Origin of the sequence: Pseudomonas sp. AN3A02 (assembly GCF_011765255.1) — a bacterium.
Taxonomy (GTDB): Bacteria; Pseudomonadota; Gammaproteobacteria; order Pseudomonadales; family Pseudomonadaceae; genus Aquipseudomonas.
This window is the reverse complement of record NZ_JAARNI010000004.1, coordinates 482,371-500,314: the sequence shown is the minus strand read 5'-3', so window position 1 is coordinate 500,314 and position 17,944 is coordinate 482,371. Positions and strand designations below refer to the sequence as shown.

Annotated in this window: 17 protein-coding genes and 1 pseudogene; 6 read left to right on the top strand and 12 right to left on the bottom strand. The window is 61.8% G+C overall.

The features are described 5' to 3' along the window. Positions 1 to 2 precede the first annotated feature (2 nt). Genes HBJ59_RS19265 through HBJ59_RS19250 form a run of 4 tightly spaced genes read left to right on the top strand, consistent with a single transcriptional unit; the run spans position 3 to position 2,734 of the window. Entirely contained in the window at positions 3 to 314 is a 312-nt protein-coding gene (locus tag HBJ59_RS19265) for a hypothetical protein (RefSeq protein ID WP_167664449.1), read from the top strand. Beyond that, positions 314 to 1,174, top strand: coding sequence for a DUF72 domain-containing protein (locus HBJ59_RS19260; protein ID WP_167664448.1), 861 nt, complete (start codon positions 314 to 316; stop codon positions 1,172 to 1,174). The genes HBJ59_RS19265 and HBJ59_RS19260 overlap by 1 nt, the downstream gene beginning before the upstream one ends. Before the next feature lie 27 nt (positions 1,175 to 1,201). Further along, the gene (locus HBJ59_RS19255; protein WP_076017473.1) at positions 1,202 to 2,029 is read left to right on the top strand and encodes an oxaloacetate decarboxylase; all 828 of its coding nucleotides are present in this window, start codon (positions 1,202 to 1,204) and stop codon (positions 2,027 to 2,029) included. Between the two features lie 6 nt (positions 2,030 to 2,035). Beyond that, the gene (locus HBJ59_RS19250) at positions 2,036 to 2,734 is read left to right on the top strand and encodes an extensin family protein (RefSeq protein ID WP_167664447.1); all 699 of its coding nucleotides are present in this window, start codon (positions 2,036 to 2,038) and stop codon (positions 2,732 to 2,734) included. Positions 2,735 to 2,737: 3 nt separating this feature from the next. Here HBJ59_RS19250 and HBJ59_RS19245 read toward each other — a convergent pair whose 3' ends face one another. Continuing rightward, positions 2,738 to 3,358 (bottom strand): energy transducer TonB, encoded by a 621-nt coding sequence (locus tag HBJ59_RS19245; protein WP_076017471.1) that lies wholly within the window; start codon positions 3,356 to 3,358, stop codon positions 2,738 to 2,740. 96 nt (positions 3,359 to 3,454) lie between these two features. On the opposite strand from HBJ59_RS19245, the gene HBJ59_RS19240 reads away from it, so the two are divergent. Continuing rightward, positions 3,455 to 4,237, top strand: coding sequence for a class I SAM-dependent methyltransferase (locus HBJ59_RS19240; protein WP_167664446.1), 783 nt, complete (start codon positions 3,455 to 3,457; stop codon positions 4,235 to 4,237). A 51-nt stretch (positions 4,238 to 4,288) separates the two neighbouring features. Here the strand turns inward: HBJ59_RS19240 and HBJ59_RS19235 are convergent, their stop codons facing one another. From HBJ59_RS19235 to HBJ59_RS19225, 3 genes are read right to left on the bottom strand one after another with little or no spacing between them, the layout of a single operon-like run. After that, complete coding sequence (locus HBJ59_RS19235; RefSeq protein ID WP_167664467.1) at positions 4,289 to 5,386, bottom strand: DUF1513 domain-containing protein; 1,098 nt, start codon at positions 5,384 to 5,386, stop codon at positions 4,289 to 4,291. 2 nt (positions 5,387 to 5,388) lie between these two features. Further along, a complete protein-coding gene (locus HBJ59_RS19230) occupies positions 5,389 to 6,453 on the bottom strand; it encodes an imelysin family protein (RefSeq protein WP_076017468.1) in 1,065 nt (354 codons plus the stop codon). Between the two features lie 31 nt (positions 6,454 to 6,484). Then, positions 6,485 to 7,912 (bottom strand): di-heme oxidoredictase family protein, encoded by a 1,428-nt coding sequence (locus HBJ59_RS19225; RefSeq protein WP_076017467.1) that lies wholly within the window; start codon positions 7,910 to 7,912, stop codon positions 6,485 to 6,487. 139 nt (positions 7,913 to 8,051) lie between these two features. On the opposite strand from HBJ59_RS19225, the gene HBJ59_RS19220 reads away from it, so the two are divergent. Beyond that, entirely contained in the window at positions 8,052 to 8,615 is a 564-nt protein-coding gene (locus HBJ59_RS19220) for an NAD(P)H nitroreductase (RefSeq protein WP_076017466.1), read from the top strand. A gap of 181 nt (positions 8,616 to 8,796) precedes the next feature. Here HBJ59_RS19220 and HBJ59_RS32080 read toward each other — a convergent pair whose 3' ends face one another. The 8 genes and pseudogenes from HBJ59_RS32080 to gap all read right to left on the bottom strand — a co-directional run bounded on the left by HBJ59_RS32080 (position 8,797) and on the right by gap (position 17,817). Further along, a complete protein-coding gene (locus HBJ59_RS32080) occupies positions 8,797 to 9,552 on the bottom strand; it encodes a methyl-accepting chemotaxis protein (RefSeq protein WP_371132077.1) in 756 nt (251 codons plus the stop codon). 102 nt (positions 9,553 to 9,654) lie between these two features. Then, positions 9,655 to 10,794: pseudogene (locus tag HBJ59_RS32075) on the bottom strand (HAMP domain-containing protein); the annotation flags it as partial. A gap of 263 nt (positions 10,795 to 11,057) precedes the next feature. Next, positions 11,058 to 11,459, bottom strand: a complete 402-nt coding sequence (locus HBJ59_RS19210; RefSeq protein WP_076017464.1) for a YbaN family protein — start codon at positions 11,457 to 11,459, stop codon at positions 11,058 to 11,060. 185 nt (positions 11,460 to 11,644) lie between these two features. Beyond that, a complete protein-coding gene (locus tag HBJ59_RS19205; RefSeq protein ID WP_167664444.1) occupies positions 11,645 to 12,253 on the bottom strand; it encodes a biliverdin-producing heme oxygenase in 609 nt (202 codons plus the stop codon). A 131-nt stretch (positions 12,254 to 12,384) separates the two neighbouring features. After that, positions 12,385 to 14,964, bottom strand: coding sequence for a TonB-dependent receptor (locus HBJ59_RS19200; protein WP_076017462.1), 2,580 nt, complete (start codon positions 14,962 to 14,964; stop codon positions 12,385 to 12,387). A gap of 118 nt (positions 14,965 to 15,082) precedes the next feature. Further along, a complete protein-coding gene (locus tag HBJ59_RS19195) occupies positions 15,083 to 16,051 on the bottom strand; it encodes a FecR domain-containing protein (RefSeq protein ID WP_167664443.1) in 969 nt (322 codons plus the stop codon). Between the two features lie 61 nt (positions 16,052 to 16,112). After that, positions 16,113 to 16,631 (bottom strand): sigma-70 family RNA polymerase sigma factor, encoded by a 519-nt coding sequence (locus tag HBJ59_RS19190; protein ID WP_167664442.1) that lies wholly within the window; start codon positions 16,629 to 16,631, stop codon positions 16,113 to 16,115. A gap of 184 nt (positions 16,632 to 16,815) precedes the next feature. Continuing rightward, positions 16,816 to 17,817 carry a type I glyceraldehyde-3-phosphate dehydrogenase gene (gene gap / locus HBJ59_RS19185; protein WP_003214117.1) on the bottom strand — a complete coding sequence of 334 codons (1,002 nt, stop codon included), beginning with the start codon at positions 17,815 to 17,817 and terminating at the stop codon, positions 16,816 to 16,818. Between the last annotated feature and the right edge of the window lie 127 nt (positions 17,818 to 17,944).

The following is a 17,944-nucleotide window of genomic DNA, read 5'->3' as shown; positions in this document are numbered from 1 at the left end:
GTATGCGCATAGACGGCTTTTCATCACAGTCCTACCCCCTCAAGCGTAAGCCTCGCAAGGCGAACGTGACGGTAGACGACTCCGTCGAAGACTCGCCCGACTTTGTTGAAATCCAGTCTGACTCTACTGCTGTTTCTGCTCGTTCCCATGGCTCCAACGGCGAACGCATCAGCGGCGTACCCGCCCGCCAGCAAGACATGGTCTTCCCGCGCTCCATGAGCAAAAACGTCGCCAATGCCCTGGCCAGCTACCTGACCACCGCCGGCTTTGTCGAATGGGATATGGAAGTGCTGGGCCTCGATATCCACATCTGATGCTGTTGCCTTACTACCTCGGTTGTCCGTCCTGGAGTGAAAACGCCTGGCGCGAATACCTGTATCCCGCCGCCGCCCGTTCCAGCGATTACCTCGCCCTGTATTCCCACGTCTTCAACGCCGTTGAGGGCAACACCACGTTCTATGCCCGTCCTTCCGTCGCTACCGTGCAGCGCTGGGCTGAAATCATGCCCGAACATTTTCGCTTCACTGCCAAGTTTCCGGGTGACATCAGCCACAGCGGCAACCTGATTGAGCAGTTGCCGGCGGCGGAAAGTTTTCTTGGCTTGATGAGCCCGTTGGGTGAGCGCATTTCGCCGTTGTGGCTGCAACTGCCGGCCAGCTTTACCCCGCAGCGCCTGGGTGAGTTGGCCGGGTTTATCGATGGGGTGGAGCGACCGTTGGCGGTGGAAGTGCGTCACTTGGAGTTCTTCGCCAAGGGCGACGCCGAGCGCAGTCTCAACCGCTTGCTGCGCGACCGGGGTGTCGAGCGCATCTGCCTGGACCCGCGTGCGTTGTTCAGTTGCACGTCCACCTCGGCAGCCGTGCTGCACGCCCAATCGAAAAAGCCCAAGGTGCCACCTCGCCCGGCGGCGCTGACGCAGTTTCCGCAAGTGCGCTTTATTGGCCATCCGGAGCTGGAAGCCAATGACCCGTTCCTGGTGCCCTGGGTTGAAAAGGTCGCCGGCTGGATCGAAGAGGGTCGCACGCCCTATGTCTTTCTCCACACCTCTGACAATCGCCTGGCCGCCCAACTGGCCCTGCGCTTTCATGAAAAGCTGATGGTGCGTTTGCCCGGCTTGCCGGCCTTGCCGCAGATTCATCGAGAACCCGAAGCGGAGCAACTGGGGTTACTCTAAGGCTCCTTTTCCCGACAGGAGTCAGTCATGGATGCCCAAACCCTTCGCGCCGAAACCTTCAAGGCCCTGCATGAGCGTGACCGTGCCTTCGTGATGCCCAATCCGTGGGATGCCGGTTCCGCAAAAATGCTCGCCAGCCTGGGTTTCGAAGCCCTGGCCACCACCAGCGCCGGCTTCGCCTTCAGCCTCGGCCGCCCGGATGCCGAAGGTGCGTTGTCCCTGGAAGACACCTTGGGCAATGCCGGGGCGATCGTCCAGGCCACCTCGCTGCCCGTTGCCGCCGACCTGGAAAACGGCTTCAGCGATACGCCCCAAGGTTGCGCCGAGACCATCCTGCGCGCCGCAGCTACCGGCATTGTCGGTGGCTCCATCGAAGACGCCACCGGGATTGCTGTCGACCCGATCTATCCGTTTGATTTGTCCGTCGAACGTGTCGAAGCGGCGGTCGCTGCTGCCCGCAGCCTGCCGTTCCCCTTCACGCTGACCGCCCGTGCAGAAAACCTCCTGCATGGCCGGCTGGATTTGCCCGACACCATCCGCCGCCTCCAGGCCTACGCCGAAGCCGGTGCCGACGTGCTGTATGCACCGGCCCTGCGCAGTGCCGAGGAAGTGTTGGCCGTGGTGAAGGCGGTCGCGCCAAAGCCCGTGAATATCTTGATGTCAGGCGCCCTGAAACTCAGCGTGGCGCAGTTGAGCGAGCTGGGCGTCAAGCGCATCAGCGTGGGTTCGGCCATGGCCCTGGCGGCTTATGGAGAGTTCTTCAGGGCGGCCCGGGAGGTTCATGAACTGGGCACGTTTACCTTTACCGAACGCTCGATGCCGTTCAGCCAGGCCAATCAACTGTTCAAGGGTTGAGGGAGCGTGCGCTTCTTCAAAGTGCTGGGTGTGTTGCTCGTGTTGGCGGGCGGTCTGCTGGTCGGCGTGTGGCGGGGCTGGGTGCCGCTGCCCGATGACTGGAACCCGTGGGCACCGTTGGACGTGCGCGCAAGCCCGAACCTGTTGACCCGATTCAAGCTTGGGCGTTTGCAGGATGACCCTGCGCTGTGTGACCAGGTGCTGAAAACCTCCGGGCTGCGGGTCACACATCAGGCAGACAGCCCTGCCGATGCCGCCTGCCCGCTGCGCAATACCTTGCGCGTCCAGGGGGCGGAGGTCGGTCTGAGCAGCAGCTTTCTCGCCAGTTGCCCGCTGGCCGTGGCGTTCGCCCTGTTCGAGCGCCACAGCTTGCAACCGGCGGCGCAGGCGGTGTTTGGCCAGGCGGTGACACGGGTCGATCACCTCGGCAGCTTTGCCTGTCGCAATATCTACAACCGGGCCGATGGGCGCCTCAGCCAGCACGCGTCGGCGAATGCTTTGGATATCGCCGGCTTTCGCCTGGCGGACGGGCGCACCATCAATGTGCTCAAGGATTGGCCGGGCGGCGGCGAGGGCGCGAGGTTTCTGCGGCAAGTGCGCGATGGCGCCTGCAAGGATTTCAACGTGGTGTTGAGCCCGGATTACAACGCCGCCCACCGAAACCACTTTCATCTCGACATGGGGCGTTGGTGGGTGTGTCGCTGAGAGTCAGGCCGCGAGGCGCAGGTTGTGGATAATCAGCGGGCGAGCCCAGCGGCTGTCGAAGTCCAGGGCTTTTTGTTGCTCAACCAGCTCTTCTGCCGGGAATGGCGGCGGTGGCGGTGGCAGCAGGTCCAGTTCGAATTCGGCAATCGGCAAATGCAGTGGGCGTGGCTGAGGCGCCGGGCCAGGCAGGGGCAGCGGGTGGCCGGCGGTCAGGACGATAGGGCGCACCCAACCGCTTTCGAAGTTCTGCTGTTTTTGCTGGGCGACCACTTCTTCCGCTGGGTACGGTGGCGGGGACGGTGGCAGCAATTCCAGTTCGAATTCGGCGATGGGCAGGAACAGCGGCTCGGGCGGGGCGATCTCGGTCTCTTTCACGTCACACGCGCGTTGGGTGACGATCTGCGACAGCAGGTCACTGCCTTCGCTCGGTTCAACCGACGGATCTACCGGCGTTGCCACGGACTTGGCGAGCGCGCCCGGCGTGTCGCCGAGCTGTTCGGCCAACGCCTGGGCGAAGAAGTCCTGCCACACATGACTGACCCCGGCCAGCGCTTGGGTATTGCGCAGGCCGAAGTGGTTGTGGGTCGGCAGTACACCGGTAAATAGCGAAGGAATGTCTGACATTTCTCTCGATCGTCGCTCAGCTCTGGCAAAATGCCTGATCCTTTTTTTTATCGGCCGCTTTTCGCCGATCCTTAATATTTTTGAGCGTAGTCACCGATGAGCGAACAACCAGCGGCCAGCCGCATTCGGGTCGAGGCCTTGGCCGAAGGTTTTCAGGCCCGTGCCCAGCAGTGGGCCGAGCAGCTTGGGTTGCCTTTGCAGCTGGATGAGGCGGACTTTGCCTTGCAGGTGAGCGAGCAGGGCCTGCAGTTGCAACAACTGGGGCCTGATGCGCCTGGGCCGGTGCGGGTGGATTTTGTGGAAGGTGGTGCGGCGCACCGGCGTTTGTACGGTGGTGGCAGCGGGCAGATGATTGCCAAGGCGGTGGGCGTGGCGCAGGGTGTGCGGCCGCGGGTGCTGGACGCTACGGCGGGGTTGGGCAAGGATGCTTTCGTACTGGCTAGCCTGGGGTGCGAGATGAGCCTGATCGAGCGGCAGCCGTTGATTGGGGCGTTGCTGGAGGATGGTCTGGCGCGCGGGGCTGAGGATTTTGAGGTGGCGCCGATTGTGGCGCGCATGAGGTTGCTCAAGGGCAATTCGATTGAGGTGATGCGCAGTTGGGAGGGGGAGCCGCCTCAGGTGATTTACCTGGATCCGATGTTTCCTCATCGGGAGAAGACCGCGCTGGTGAAGAAGGAGATGCGGTTGTTTCGGCCCTTGGTGGGGGATGATCCGGACGCGCCGGCGTTGCTCGCTGCTGCGTTGGCCTTGGCCAGCCATCGGGTGGTGGTTAAGCGGCCGCGTAAGGCGCCGTGTATTGATGGTCCGAAGCCGAGTCATGCGTTGGATGGGAAGTCCAGCCGGTATGACATTTATCCGAAGAAGGCGCTGAAGTCCTGAGGCGGGTATGGGTGTGTATATCCGTTACCTGGATAACGGATATGCCCCCGATCAAACCAGATGCAAATGGTTATCCCAAAGCCCCGCCGGCAACTCCAGCGGCTTGGCCACCAACGGCACCTGCCGACAATCATAAAACCGGCAACGCCCCTGCCCGGAAGTCACTACAAACCCGTCAGCCACCGCACCCACCCCGGCACAATCCGGCAACGGCCCGTCCAGCAGCAACTGCGCGCTGTCCATGTTCCAGATAAAGAGCCGATTGCCCCGAGGCGCCGTCAGCGCCACCAGCCGCAACTCACTGTGCACCGCAACGCTGGCCGTGTAATGCCCCATGGACTGCAACTGCTCATCCGCCACCGGAAACGCCACAAACGGCTGCCCTGGCCGCTTGATCGCCAGCAACTCCGACCGCTCATGAGACGCTCCCATGAACTGCTGCCCCGCGAGGATCGTACCGTCGCTGGCAATCCCCATATGCCGCACACTGTTCATCTGCTGGCTCAGGGTTTCCTTGCTCAACAGCGCACCGTCGCGTTGCATCAGGACCAGGCTCGGCTCCATGGCATTCAGGTTCATCTCCACCCGGCTCTCCGCCTCGGTACGAATCCCGCCGTTAGCCACCACCAGCGTCTCACCGTCAGGCATCCACGACACCTGATGCGGCCCGATCCCATGGGTAGAAATCTCCCCGGTGTGCACCAACCGCTCACCCTCGAACCGATACACCCCAAGCAAGCCACGGCCCGGATCGGACGTGTCGTTTTCCGTGGCATACAACCACTCGCCATCCTTGTGCACCACCGCATGTCCATAAAAGTGGCGATTGGCGTTGGACGTAATGGTCTGCAGCAGCGCCCCGTCACGCAAGTCGATCAGATAGCTCTCGGTGCCCGGCCGGCGGGCGACAAACAGCGCAATCGGCAGGGTCGGGTGGTTGATGATGTCGTGGCAGCGCTGGCCAACCTGGGTCGCAAACACTTGTTTGCCGTCCAGGTGGAAGCCGACGGCGTAGTGCTTGCCATCACTGTCATCGCGCGCCGAGAGCAGCAGCGGGGTTTTGCCCTTCTGCTTGAACAGCGTCCAGCCACCCAGGGTAATTGCGCTGAGCAGCACGCTGCCGAGGGCCAAAGCCTGTCGCCTGAGCATCATCAGTCACCGTCGTTGGCGTTAAAGCCCAGTTGGATACCCAGCGCCTTGGCCAGTTCGCCTTCGTGCAGGCGGTGGACCACGTTAAGGCTGTCGTAGATGTCGTTGAGTTGCTGGCGCCCGGCATCGTCGCCCAGCAGTTCGTTCAGCGAGCGCTGGTTGCTGGCGAACAGTTTCAGGGACGCGGCATACGCGGCGTCAATCTTGTCAGCCAACGGCTTTTGATCGGCAGGCAACAGGCCGCGCAGGCCTTTGTTGTCGACGCCGACCCATACGGTCTGGGCGGCAGCCAGGCTGGCCTCGAGGCTTTGCAGGGACGACTGGCTGCGCCACGCATCTGCCTGGAACGGTTGCGGGATGCCCTTGGTCTGGCGGCCCATCGGGGTGCCGAGTTTTTTCTTCAGGGTGTCCAGTGCGGTCACTTGAACTCGCAGCAGGTCGGCGATGGCTTCGTGGGAATCGGCGTAGCGCTGGTTAGGAAACTTGGTCATCTGCGCCAGCATGCCGTCGGTGCTGTTCCAGCTCGACAGGATTTCTTCGGCGAGCAGTTTCTGGCGTTCGCCGATGGCTACCAGCAACGGGCAGTAGCGGGCTTTTTGTGTCTCGTCCGCCAGGTCGGTTTTGGCGTCGTAGAGGATGTATTCGTAGGCCGACAGGCCCTGCACCACGACGCTGGATTTGGCCAGTGCGGCGGCATCGATCTGCGGCTGGGCAGTCACCAGTTGCTCGACCTGACGGCCCACCAGGTTTTTCTTGTCCGGCCAGAACTGCACCTGCCACGAGCGGTTGCCCTCCGCCAGTGGGCCGATCAGCAGCGGTTGCAGCTCGGCCCAGGCTTTTTGTGCGTGCAGGAAGTCCGCACGGGCGGTCTCCAGGCTTTCCTTGCCCTGGCAGTAGGCCAGGGCACTGACGGCCAGTTGGCGGTCGGCTTCAACCCAGCGGCTGTAGGTCGGCAGGATCACTTGCTTGGCGATGGCCGCCGAGGTCACCGCTTGCGGGTCCTGGGGCGAGCATGCACCGAGGGCGAGGGCGGCCAGGCTGGTGAACAACAACTTGGGACGGAACATGTCGAGCTCCCTTCTGTAATTAGGACAAAGCTTATAAAGAATTCAGGAATGCCAGCAACGCGGCGCGCTGTTCGGCATTAAAAGACAGCACATGCTGCTGCGCCGCCTGGGCTTCACCGCCGTGCCACAGCACGGCCTCCATCAGGTTGCGGGCGCGGCCGTCATGCAAAAACTGGGTGTGGCCACTGACGGCTTGCGTCAGGCCAATGCCCCACAACGGCGGGGTGCGCCAGTCGCGGCCACTGGCCTTGAATTCGGTACGGTTGTCGGCGAGGCCGTCGCCCATGTCGTGCAGCAGCAAGTCGCTGTAGGGGCGAATCACCTGCTTGGCCAATTCAGGTTCGGCAGCCGTTGGCGCCGTGGTGAATTGCGGGGTGTGACAGCCCTGGCAGCCAGCCTGGTAGAACAGGTTTTTCCCGGCCAGCACCTGCGGCGAATTGACGTCGCGGCGGGCGGGGACGGCCAGGTTGCGGGTGTAGAACAGCACCAGGCGCAGGATGTTGTCGCTGACCTCAGGCTCGCCGTCCGGGCCATTGCCGTTGGGCGCCTGTTTGCAGGCGACTTGTGCATCAGTGCAGTCATCGAACGGTCTCAGGGACGTGGTGAGGCCCATATCACCAGAGAACGCGTGAACATTTTGTTGATTGAGGTTCGGTTGCCCGGCTTTCCAGCCAAATCGACCGAGCACGGTCTTGTGTTGCGCGTCGTCCCAGACCCAATTCGCGCGTCCGACAATGGCTTCCTTGTCGGCGGTTTTCGGATCGGTGTTGCGCAGGATGTCGGCGTCGGGGATGGCTTCCAGCAGCCCCAGGCCGATCATCGGCGGTGCGACCCGGGCCGAGAAGCGTGTGTCGGGGTGCATCGGGCCGTAGCCCAGCTGGGTGATTTGCAGCGCCGGCTTGCGCAACTCGACGACGGTACCGTCCTTGAAGCTGACGTTGACCGGTGTGTAGTCGACCCGCACCTTGCCTTCCGGGGCGACGCCGGGCACGGCCATGTCCTGCAATTGCCCGCCGTAGACCGGCTCGGGGACGACACCCAGTTGCTCGATGACCTTCGCATAGGGCGGCGCATCGGGGATCGACAGGCGCACCAGCATCGACACCGCGTTGGCTGCATCGGGCAGCGGCGGATGACCACGGCCATCCTTGATATGGCAGTTCTGGCAGGCGTTGGTGTTGAACAGCGGCCCCAGCCCATCGCGGGCAGTGGTGGTCGACGGGGCAATCACCCAGGGGCTGCGGAAGAAACTGTTGCCCACGCTGAAGTCCAGGCGCCGGGTCGGGGACAGGTTGGCCGAGGGCAGCGAGAAGGCGTTCTGGTCGGTTTTTCTCACCGTTGTCGCGCCACCCGCGCGCGCTTCGCCCGGCTCCGCTTTGGTGAATCGCGGGGCGTCATCGCAGGCACTCAGGCTCAAGGCCATCAACAGTGCAGACAGGCGAAGGGGCGAACGAGACATCAGGTTTCCTGAACGGAGGCTGAAAACAAGGCCGCAAAGTCTAACAGGGCAGGGCGGATTGAATAAGAGCAATTATCGTTTGGTGATATCCGATTCATTCCCGCTAGAATGACCGCACATTTTTCTCTGGAGGTGGCCAATGCAGGCTCTCGACGCTTTGCTCAACCGTGTTTCCGTGCCGCGACTGCTGGACCCGGCACCGACCCAGGAGCAGCGCGACCTGCTGTTCGCCGCCGCCATGCGCGCCCCCGACCACGGCCAGCTGCGGCCTTGGCGCTTCCTGACGGTGGAAGGTGCGGCACGTGAGCGCATGGGCACGCTGCTGGCCGAAGCCGCTCGCCTGCAAGACGCCGACGCGCCCCAGGCCGCGATCGACAAGGCGCAGAACGGCCCGCTGCGTGCGCCGTTGGTGGTGGTAGTGATTGCCCGCCTGCAAGAACATTTCAAAGTGCCAAAATCCGAGCAACGGCTGGCGGCGGCCTGTGCGGCCCACGGGATTCTGCTGGCGGCGTATGCCCAGGGCATTGGCGCGGTGTGGCGCACCGGTGAGTTGTCGTACTCGGCACACGTTGCCAAGGGGCTGGGGTTGACCGGGGATGAGGAAGTGATTGGCTTCCTCTACCTGGGCACGCCACAAAACCCGCCGCGTACCGCGCCGAAAGAAGACCTGGCGCCGTTTGTGGCGGCCTGGACGGGTCAGTAAGGCACCGCAACTCTAATGTGGACGGGCTTGTGTGGGAGCGGGCTTGCTGTGGTGAGCGGGCTTGCCCCGCGTTGGGCTGCGAAGCAGCCCCATCAATCTGTGGTGAACCCGACGGGGGACAAGCCCCCTCACCACAGCAAGCCCGCTCCCACATTTAGACCTCACTGGTTTCAAGCTCGGGTCAAACCCGAAACTGATCCATCAGCTTCATCTGCTGGCTGGCCAACGCATTGAGTTGGCTGCTGATGGCTGCCGACTCGGTGGCCTGGCCGGTCAGGGTTTCGGTCACCGTGCGGATCGCCGAAACGTTGCGGTTGACCTCTTCGGCCACCGCACTCTGCTGCTCGGCAGCGCTGGCGATTTGCAGGTTCATGTCGCTGATCACCGTCACTGCATCGCTGATCTTGCCCAGGGCCTGCACCGCCTGATGAATCTGCCCGGCATTGTTCTGCGCCTGGCTCTGGCTCGAATGCATGGTCGCCACCACCCCACGGGTGCCGGTCTGGATGCGTTCGATCACCAGGCGAATCTCCTCCACCGAATCCTGGGTACGCTTGGCCAGGTTGCGCACCTCGTCGGCCACCACGGCAAAACCTCGCCCGCTTTCCCCGGCCCGTGCTGCTTCAATTGCGGCGTTCAGGGCCAGCAGATTGGTCTGTTCGGCGATGCTGCGGATCACTTCCAGTACCGAACCGATCTGTTCGCTGTTCACCGCCAGGGCTTCGACTTCGGTCACTGCCTTGCTGACTTCTTCGGCCAGGGTGGTGATGTCGCGGGTGCTGCGCTCAATGATCTGCATGCCTTCACGGGCTGACTGGTCGGCACCGCGGGCAGCGCTGGCGGCGTTGGAGGCGCTGTTGGCCACGTCGTGGGCGGTGGCGCTCATTTCATTCGAGGCCGTGGCCACCTGGTCGATCTCACGGAACTGCACCTGCATGCCTTCACTGGTCTGGCGCGCGATTGCCGAAGACTGGTCGGCGGTGCCACGGGCTTCGGTGATGCTTTGCTTAATCTGCGCGATGGTCGGCTGCAGCTTGTCGAGGAAGCGGTTGAACCAGTTCACCAGTTCCCCCAGTTCATCCTTTTTAGCGTAGGCCAGGCGTTGGGTGAGGTCACCGTCGCCGCTGGCGATTTCCTTGAGCATGGCGGCCACGCTGTTGATCGGCCGGGTCACGCCGGTGGCCGTCAGCCAGATCAGCAACAAGCCCAGCAGGCCGGCGGCTGCGCCCACCAGCAGCGCCTTGACGGTGCCACTGGCCTGGGCCTTGTCGAGCACGGCCTGGAGTTTCAATGAGTCTGCCAGAAGCACTTGTTTAGGCAGCTTGATCACCACCCCCCAGGATTTGGCGTCGGCAATCGGCTTCACCGGGTACACGGCGCGGATCGTGCCATCTTCCTCGCGGATCTTGCGGGTATCGCTGGCCAGCAATTGCACGATCTCTTTGCCTTCGGCGCCGAGGGTGTCCACCAGGTTTTTGCCGACCTTGGCCGGCTCGCCGCTGTAACCGGCAATCAGGCCGTTACCGGACAGTATTTCGAGAATCCCTGCACCATTGAACAGCTCTTTTTGTGCCGCATCGGTGGCCGCTTGAAGGGCGTTGAGGGCGAGGTCGATCCCCACTACGCCGATCACCTTGCCGTCGACCAGCAGGGGTAGGGAAATGGTGGTCATCAACACCGGTTTGCCGGCCACGGTGTCTTCATACGGGTCCAGCAGGCAGGTGTTTTTGGTGTCCCGCGGGCAGGTGTACCAGATGTTGTAAGGCGTACCGCTGAGGTTGAGGGTGGTCTTGGTCAGGTCGTCCTCGACCATCACCGTGTTCAGGCCTTCACCGCCGGCGCGGCTCCAGTAGCTGGAAAAACGGCCTTTTTCGTTGGACACACGGGCGGCGTCGTTGACGAATTCGCTGTCCTTGCCGTCGAGGGCATTGGGCTCGAACGACAGCCAGATACCGAGCACCTTGCTGTTGCGGTCGAAGGCGGTTTTCAGGCTGTGGTTGAGCTCTTCACGCAACGCTGCGGCGTCCAGCGAGCGCTTGCCGGCCAGGGTGCGCAGGTCCTTGATCTGGTCGGCGAGGGCCGTGACCACCAACAGGCTTTCACCGAAGGTTTTTTGCAGTTGCGAGGCTTGTTCGGCAGCCTTGGCCTGCAGCAGGTTCTGCACGCTGTCGGTGAGCATTCGCGAGCTTGAATTGCTGATCAGTTCGTCGTTCTGATTGGTCTGGTACAGGTTCATGCTGACCACCAACGCGATCACCCCCAGCAGGCAGAGCCCGGACAGCAGCACGATTTTCAAACGTATGGAGAGGGTGTCGAACATAGTTTTACCCGCGAATGGACTTATTAGTATGCAAGCTCAGGCGAGTCCATTCGGCGCTATGCCCGGAACATCGGCTTGAGCCGGCAGTTCATGAGCGTAAGCCGATGAGCGGTAGGCGGGGGTCAGGCAGGGTGCGGGAGGCGTTCCGGCCGAGACCAGATCCACAGGTTGCCCATGCTCATTCCGGCGATGGCCAGGTAGATCGGCCAGCCATGGTCGAGCATCACCAACATCAAGCCGGCGCACAGCAACATGCTCACGGTAGCGCTGACTTTGGCCCGGCGGGCGATGATCTTGCCGTTGCGCCAATTGAACAGGATCGGCCCGAACAGGCGGTGGTTTTCCAGCCATGCACTCAGGCGCGGGGAGCTTTTGGTGGCGGCCCAGGCGGCCAGCAGGATGAATTCGGTGGTGGGCAAGCCCGGTACCACAATCGCAATCAAACCGATGCCCAGGCTGACGTAGGCCAGCAGGCCGAACAGGACACGGGCGATTTTGGATGAGGATTGGGTTTTGCCGGTCATGGGTGCGGTTTGCATGGATGGATTTACGAAGGATTCAAATTGAAACCGGGTCAAAATGTGGGAGCGGCGGTGCGACGATTCGACTTGCTCGCGAATGCGGTGTGTCAGTCAATACATGTACCGACTGATCCACCGCATTCGCGAGCAAGCCCGCTCCCACATTTGATTGCATTCCAATCAGGGAATCAGGCCAGTTCAGGGGCGCTAGCGTACGCCTGTTCCAGCAACACGGTGAAGCGTACGAACGCATCAACCGCGGCTTTCTCCACTTCGGCTTCTTCTTCAGCGGTGAATTCCAGTGCGTCGAGGGTGCGGGTGAAGCGCTTCCAGCCTTCAGCGCGACCACCCGCCGGCTCGCCCAGGTGACGGGCGCCGAAGGTTTCGCTCAAGCCCAGGCCCACGGCGCGCTTGATCAGGAACGCGGCGCCCAGCTTGGAGCCTTCGGACACGAACAGCCAGCCCAGGGCTTCGGCCTTGCTCGGGTTTTTTACCGCGCCGGCGACCGGTGCCGGTACTTCGGTGTCCAGGTCGCCCAGGTCCAGCTTGGCCGCTTCGGCACGGCAGCGTTCGGCCAGGTCGGGGACGATCTTGATCAGTTCTGCATCGTTGTACAGCGCCACCAGCTCCGACTGGAACAGGTACTGCGCGACCACGAAGCGGGCGAAGTTGGCCTGGGTTTCAAACGGTGCATGGGCCTTTACCAGCGCGTCGAGCTTGGTGTGCGGTTCGTTGGTGATCTGGTTCAGGCGTTGAGAGCGCAGGCTTGGGCGTTCAGCAGTAGGAGAAGCGGTCATGAAGATGTCCTTGAGAAGAGGATGCGTCTGGTTGCCAGGCTGTTATGAACTAGACGAACCAGAAGACGCGTCACAGTAAAAAATCCTCACCCCGCGGAAGAAGAAATTCCGGCGGGGCGAGGCTCCATTGATCAGATGTCCCAGATCAGGTTGATCGCAAAGTTGCGGCCCGGCTGGGTCAGGCGGTCCAGGTTGGCCGGCCCGGTCACACCGGCTTCGCCGACGCTGTCGTAGCTGCGAACGTCGTCCCAGTCCCAGTATTTCTTGTCGGTCAGGTTGTACAGGCCACCGTTGATGGTCACGTCGTTGGTGACCTTGTAGAAGCCGGTCAGGTCCACGATGCCGAAGCCCGGGGTCTTGAACGGGCCGTTGGCGCTGTTGCCGTCGGGGGCGAAGAAGGTGGTGCTGTCGACGCGATTCTGTTTCTTGACCAGAGTCCAGCTGACCAGGGCACCGTAGTTCTGCTGGTCGTAACCCAGGCCAAATACGCCTTTGAGCGGGTTGACGCTGTTCAGCGGTTCGCCGTTGTCGTCGTTGCGCCCGTAGGTGTAGGCAATCGAGCCTTTGGTGTACAGGCCCTGCGGCGCGCCAAACGCATCGAGGTTCAAGCGGCCCTTGGCTTCCACACCCTTGATGGTGGCGTGCTTGATGTTGTTGGCTTCGAACTGCTGGACCGTGCCACCGGCGACCGAGGCATCTTCGTTGATGAAATCACGGTACTTGTTGTAGTACACCGCCACGTCAAACGAGCCCGAGTCGAAGTTGCCGCGAATTCCGGTTTCGACACCCCGGCTGCTTTCCGGCTTGAGGTCCGGGTTGGGTTCGACGGTGTAGCCCTGTTGCAGGTTTTCAAAGCGGCCATACAAAGCCTTGGCCGACGGCGTGCGATAGCCTTCGGCGTATTGGCCGAACCAGGTGTATTGCTCGGTCAGCGCGTAAGTCACGCCGAATTTTGGCGTTACACGGTGCCAGTTCTTTTCCGAATTGCTGTGGTCGTAGATGCGTGTCGGGTCAACGGTGTTGAGGAATTCCTGAGTCAGCTTGGGTTTGAGCTGGATGTAGTCGTAACGCACGCTGGGCAGGAAGGTCCACTTGTCCCAGGCAATCTGGTCCTGGGCAAACAGCGCGTAGGAGTTGATGGTCGGATCCGGGAAGTCGCTGGCCTTTTTCACGCTGTCGGCGGCCGACGGGCTCGGTGCGCCGATGGCCGTACAACCGCTGCCGACAGCCAGGCAGGTCGCGGAGCCTTCACGGGAACCCGTGACTTTCTGCTGTTTGAGGGTGGTGCCGTAGGTCACTACGTGGTCGGTTTCGCCGATGCTGAAAGCCTTGTCCAGCTGCGCGTCGAATACCCACTGTTTCTCTTCGTACAGGGTGTCACGGGTGCGCAACACCTTGCGCGATGGCTGGTAGATCTCTGCGGTGGTCTGGTCGGTCTTGGCGATCTGGTAGTTGAGGCTGGTCTTGATGTGATCGGCAATCGGCGAGTCGAGGGCGAACGTGTTTTCTATGCCGAAACGCTCGCGGGTGATGGTGTCGTTGCCCGTACGGCCGCGGTAGAAGTTAAAGCCCTGGCCACCGACGAACGGGCCACCCACCGCATTTTTCAGGTTGGTGTCGCGATCATCCTTGAACTTCTCGTAGGTCAGGCCCAGGCGATTCTCTTCACCATAATTCCAGCCGAGCTTGGCCAGGATGTTAGTGGTGCGCGCATCTTCCGGGTTGGCGCCGGTGCGGGCCAGGCCGGTGGCGTTATTACCGTCGTAGGATTCCATTTCGTGGCCGTTGCGCTGGCTCAGGTGCAGCAAGCCATCAAAGTCCTGTACGCGACCGGCGACGGTGCCGGAGGTCAGCCAGCTTTCGTCGGCGGAGCTGTAGCCGGTCTTCAGGCGCGCGCCGAAGTCCTGGCCGGGCTTGATGATGTCGTCGGGGTCGAGGGTGAAATAGCTCACGGCGCCGCCGATGGCGCTGCTGCCGTACAACGCCGAGGCCGGGCCGCGCAGGATTTCCACGCGCTTGACGATTTCCGGGTCGACGTAGTTGCGGCGAGTCTTGGCGTAGGGGCCGTTGAAGAAGTTGTCGGGGACTTCGACGCCGTCCACCTGGGTCAGGATGCGGTCGCCATCGATGCCACGAATGTTGTAGCCGGCGTTCCCGGAGCGGGTACCGGCACCACCTACCGACACACCTGGCTCATAACGCACCAGTTCGCGGATGGTGTTGACGTTCTGGCGGTCCAGTTCTTCGCGGTCATGCACGGTCACGGTGCTGGGCACGCTGTCCACGGCCTGTTCCTGGCGGGTGGCGCTGATGGTCATTTGTTGCAGGGTGATAGCGCTGCCAGCGGCGCGTTTTTCCAGCACGATGTTGTTGTTACTCAGTTTGCGATAGCCGAGGTTGGTCCCCACCAACAGCCGGTCCAGGGCTTTATCTGCTGGCAACGCGCCGCGCACGCCAGGGGACGACACACCCTGGCCCAGCTCGGCGGGCAGGCCGACTTGCCAGCCGGTCACCGCGGTGAAGGCGTTCAGCGCCGAGACCAGGGATTGTTGCTCGATGCTGAAGCTGTAATTGCCCTGGCTGCGGGTGGCAGGCTCGGCAGCGGTGGCGGCGACGACGGGCGCCCCGGCCAACAGGATGGCAGCCGTCAGCAGGGACAAGCCGTGACGGCGAACGGGCGAAGAGGGCCGGCGGTTGAAACGAGAGGACATCGAGAGCGCTCCGGAAGGTACGAATCTTATAGTTGCGACACTGAATCAAATAGGAATCAGTTGCATTGGCTATAACGAGACGAACCGCCGATGGCTATCGAGTAAAAATAATTCTCATTTAGTTCAGGATCACCAGCGCCGGGTATTCCGAGAGTTTGGCTGAAGTGATGTGCGCCAGTGAGCGCACGACGTCGAGAGGCTGGTCGAGACGGTAATTGCCGGTGACCGCCACGCTGGCGAGCTTGTCGTTGTTGTTGACGATCCAGCCCGGGTAGTAGCGCCGCAATTCGGCCAGCACTTCGCCCATCGGGCAGTTTTCGAAGATCAACCGACCGTCGACCCAGGCCAGGTCCTTGGTGGTGTCCAGCTTGGCGGGTTGGCTGAAGCCCTTGGGCCCGATGCGGATACTTTCACCGGCGCTCAGGCGTACCCGGGCATCGTCAAAGGTGTTGCTCAGGTCGACGTCGCCGCGCTGTACCTGAACCTGGGCTTCACCGTTCAAGTAGCGCACCGCGAAGGACGTATCGCGCACGCTGGCGCGCACCGGGCCGGCGTCGATCTCCAGGGGCAGGCCACGGCTGGGCAGTACTTCGAAAAACGCCTCGCCCTGGTACAGGCGGGCGATGCGATGGTGATCCTTGATGCTGCTGGAGAAGGCGGAATTGGTGTTAAGCAGTACTTTCGAGCCATCGTCCAGTTGCAGGCGCTGGCGTTCGCCCACCACGGTCAGGTGGTCGGCCTGCAGGCGCATCGGCAGGTTGCTGAAGCTGAACAGGCCCAGCAGCAACACGGCGGCGGTGGCCAGGGGTTTCCAGTGAGGTTTGATACGGCGCCAGGCGCTGGGTTTGCGCGGCGCATTCAGGGCGACGGCAGCGCTGTGCACCGGCGCGCCGGCCCAGGCGGCCTGGGCCTTGATGAAGGCTTCGGCGTTCAAAGGGTCGCGGGCGAGCCAGGCTTCAAACGCGTCTTGCTGCCCGGGCTGCGGGCACTGCAAGGCGATCAGCCAGTCGAGGGCTTGGTCCATAGCCGTGTCTTGCAACACCTCATGAGCCAGCTCATGGGGGTGCAGTTTATTCGGATCCGTCACGGTGTTCCTCGGGTCTTCGCCACGTTTTAATCAATAGTCCTACAGACTGTTCCGACAAAGCTTAAGGGCGATCCAGTCTTTCGGCCACACCTATGCAGATGGCCATGATCAATTTCAGTTCCTTTTGCACGGTGCTCAGGGACACGTCGAGCTTGTCGGCGATCTCTTGATAGGTGCAACCGTGCAGGCGGCTGAGGATAAAGATCTGCTGCTGGCGGGCGCTCAACTGGCCGAGGCTGACACTCAGGTGCTCGAGCAATTGCTCGGCCTGTGTCGCGTCTTCGGGCGTGCTGACGGGGGAGGCGACGCTTTGCAGGACGTCCAGTGGGACATCTTCCTGCAGGGTGCGCGCCTGAATCCTGCGGGCGCGCAGGTGATCCAGCGCCAGGTTGCGCGCCGTCTGGTAGACGAAGGGTTCGAGGTGATCGATCGGCCGTTCGCTCAAGGCCCGGGTAACGCGCAGGTAGGTTTCCTGCAGCAGGTCCTCGGCGGTGCTGTGGTTATTCACCATCCGCTGCAAGGTGCGCAGCAGAATCACCCGCTGGGTGAGGAAGACTTGATTGAAGCGAGATTGGCTCACAGTGATACCAGACCGGTTTGCAGCAAATGATAATGCTTATCATCAACGCAAATGGCAAGTGGCACTTGGCAATACTGTAGGAGCGAGCTTGCTCGCGAAGGGCGTCAACGATAGCGCTGGCGTCCTGAATAAACGCGGTGTCTTTGCGTTTTTCGCGAGCAAGCTCCCTCCTACAGGCCGAGCATTACTCGGCGTTGCACAGCGCCAGGCAGTTATCCAGCATGCGGTTCGAGAAACCCCACTCGTTGTCATACCAGGCCAGCACTTTCAGCAGTTTGCCGCTGACCTTGGTGTGATTGGCGTCGAAGATCGACGACAGCGGGTTATGGTTGAAGTCACTGGAAACCAGCGGCAGGGTGTTGTAGCCGAGGATTTTCGAGTGCTGGCTGGCTTCTTTAAGCAGTGCGTTGACCTGCTCGGCGCTGGCTTCTTTTTTCAGCTGCACGGTGAGGTCTACCAGCGACACGTTGATCACCGGTACACGCACGGCCATGCCGGTCAGCTTGCCTGCCAGTTCCGGCAGCACCAGGCCCACGGCTTCGGCGGCGCCGGTCTTGCTCGGGATCATGTTCTGGGTGGCCGAACGCGCGCGGTAAGGGTCGGTGTGGTAGACGTCGGTCAGGTTCTGGTCGTTGGTGTAGGCGTGGATGGTGGTCATCAAGCCGCTTTCGATGCCCAGCTCGCGGTGCAGCACCTGGGCCACCGGTGCCAGGCAGTTGGTGGTGCAGGAGGCGTTGGAGATGATCTGGTGGGATTGACGCAAAATGTCATGGTTCACGCCATACACCACGGTGGCGTCGGCGCCCTTGGCCGGAGCCGAGATGATTACCTTGCGCGCCCCGGCGGTAATATGGGCGGCAGCCTTGTCACGGTCGGTGAACAGGCCGGTGCATTCGAACACCACGTCCACCTTGTGGGCAGCCCACGGCAGGTCGGCCGGGTTGCGAATGGCACTCACGGCAATCCGGTCACCATTGACGGTCAGGCTTTCCTGATCGTGGGCGACCTCTGCATCGAAAGTACCGTGTACGGTGTCGTATTTAAGCAGGTGGGCATTGATCGAGCTGTCGCCGAGATCGTTGATGGCGACGATCTGCAAATCCTGGCGGTAGCCTTGGGTATAAAGTGCGCGCAGGACATTTCGGCCAATACGGCCAAAACCATTGATAGCGATACGTAGAGTCATTGGAAGGTGCCTGTCGTCGATTTGTTGTAAGAATTACAAGATTATTCGCATAAAAATAGAAAACAAGCCTTTTTAGTGGCAATATTTTGTTCAATCTACAACGAGTGACCTGAATCAACTGGTCCGA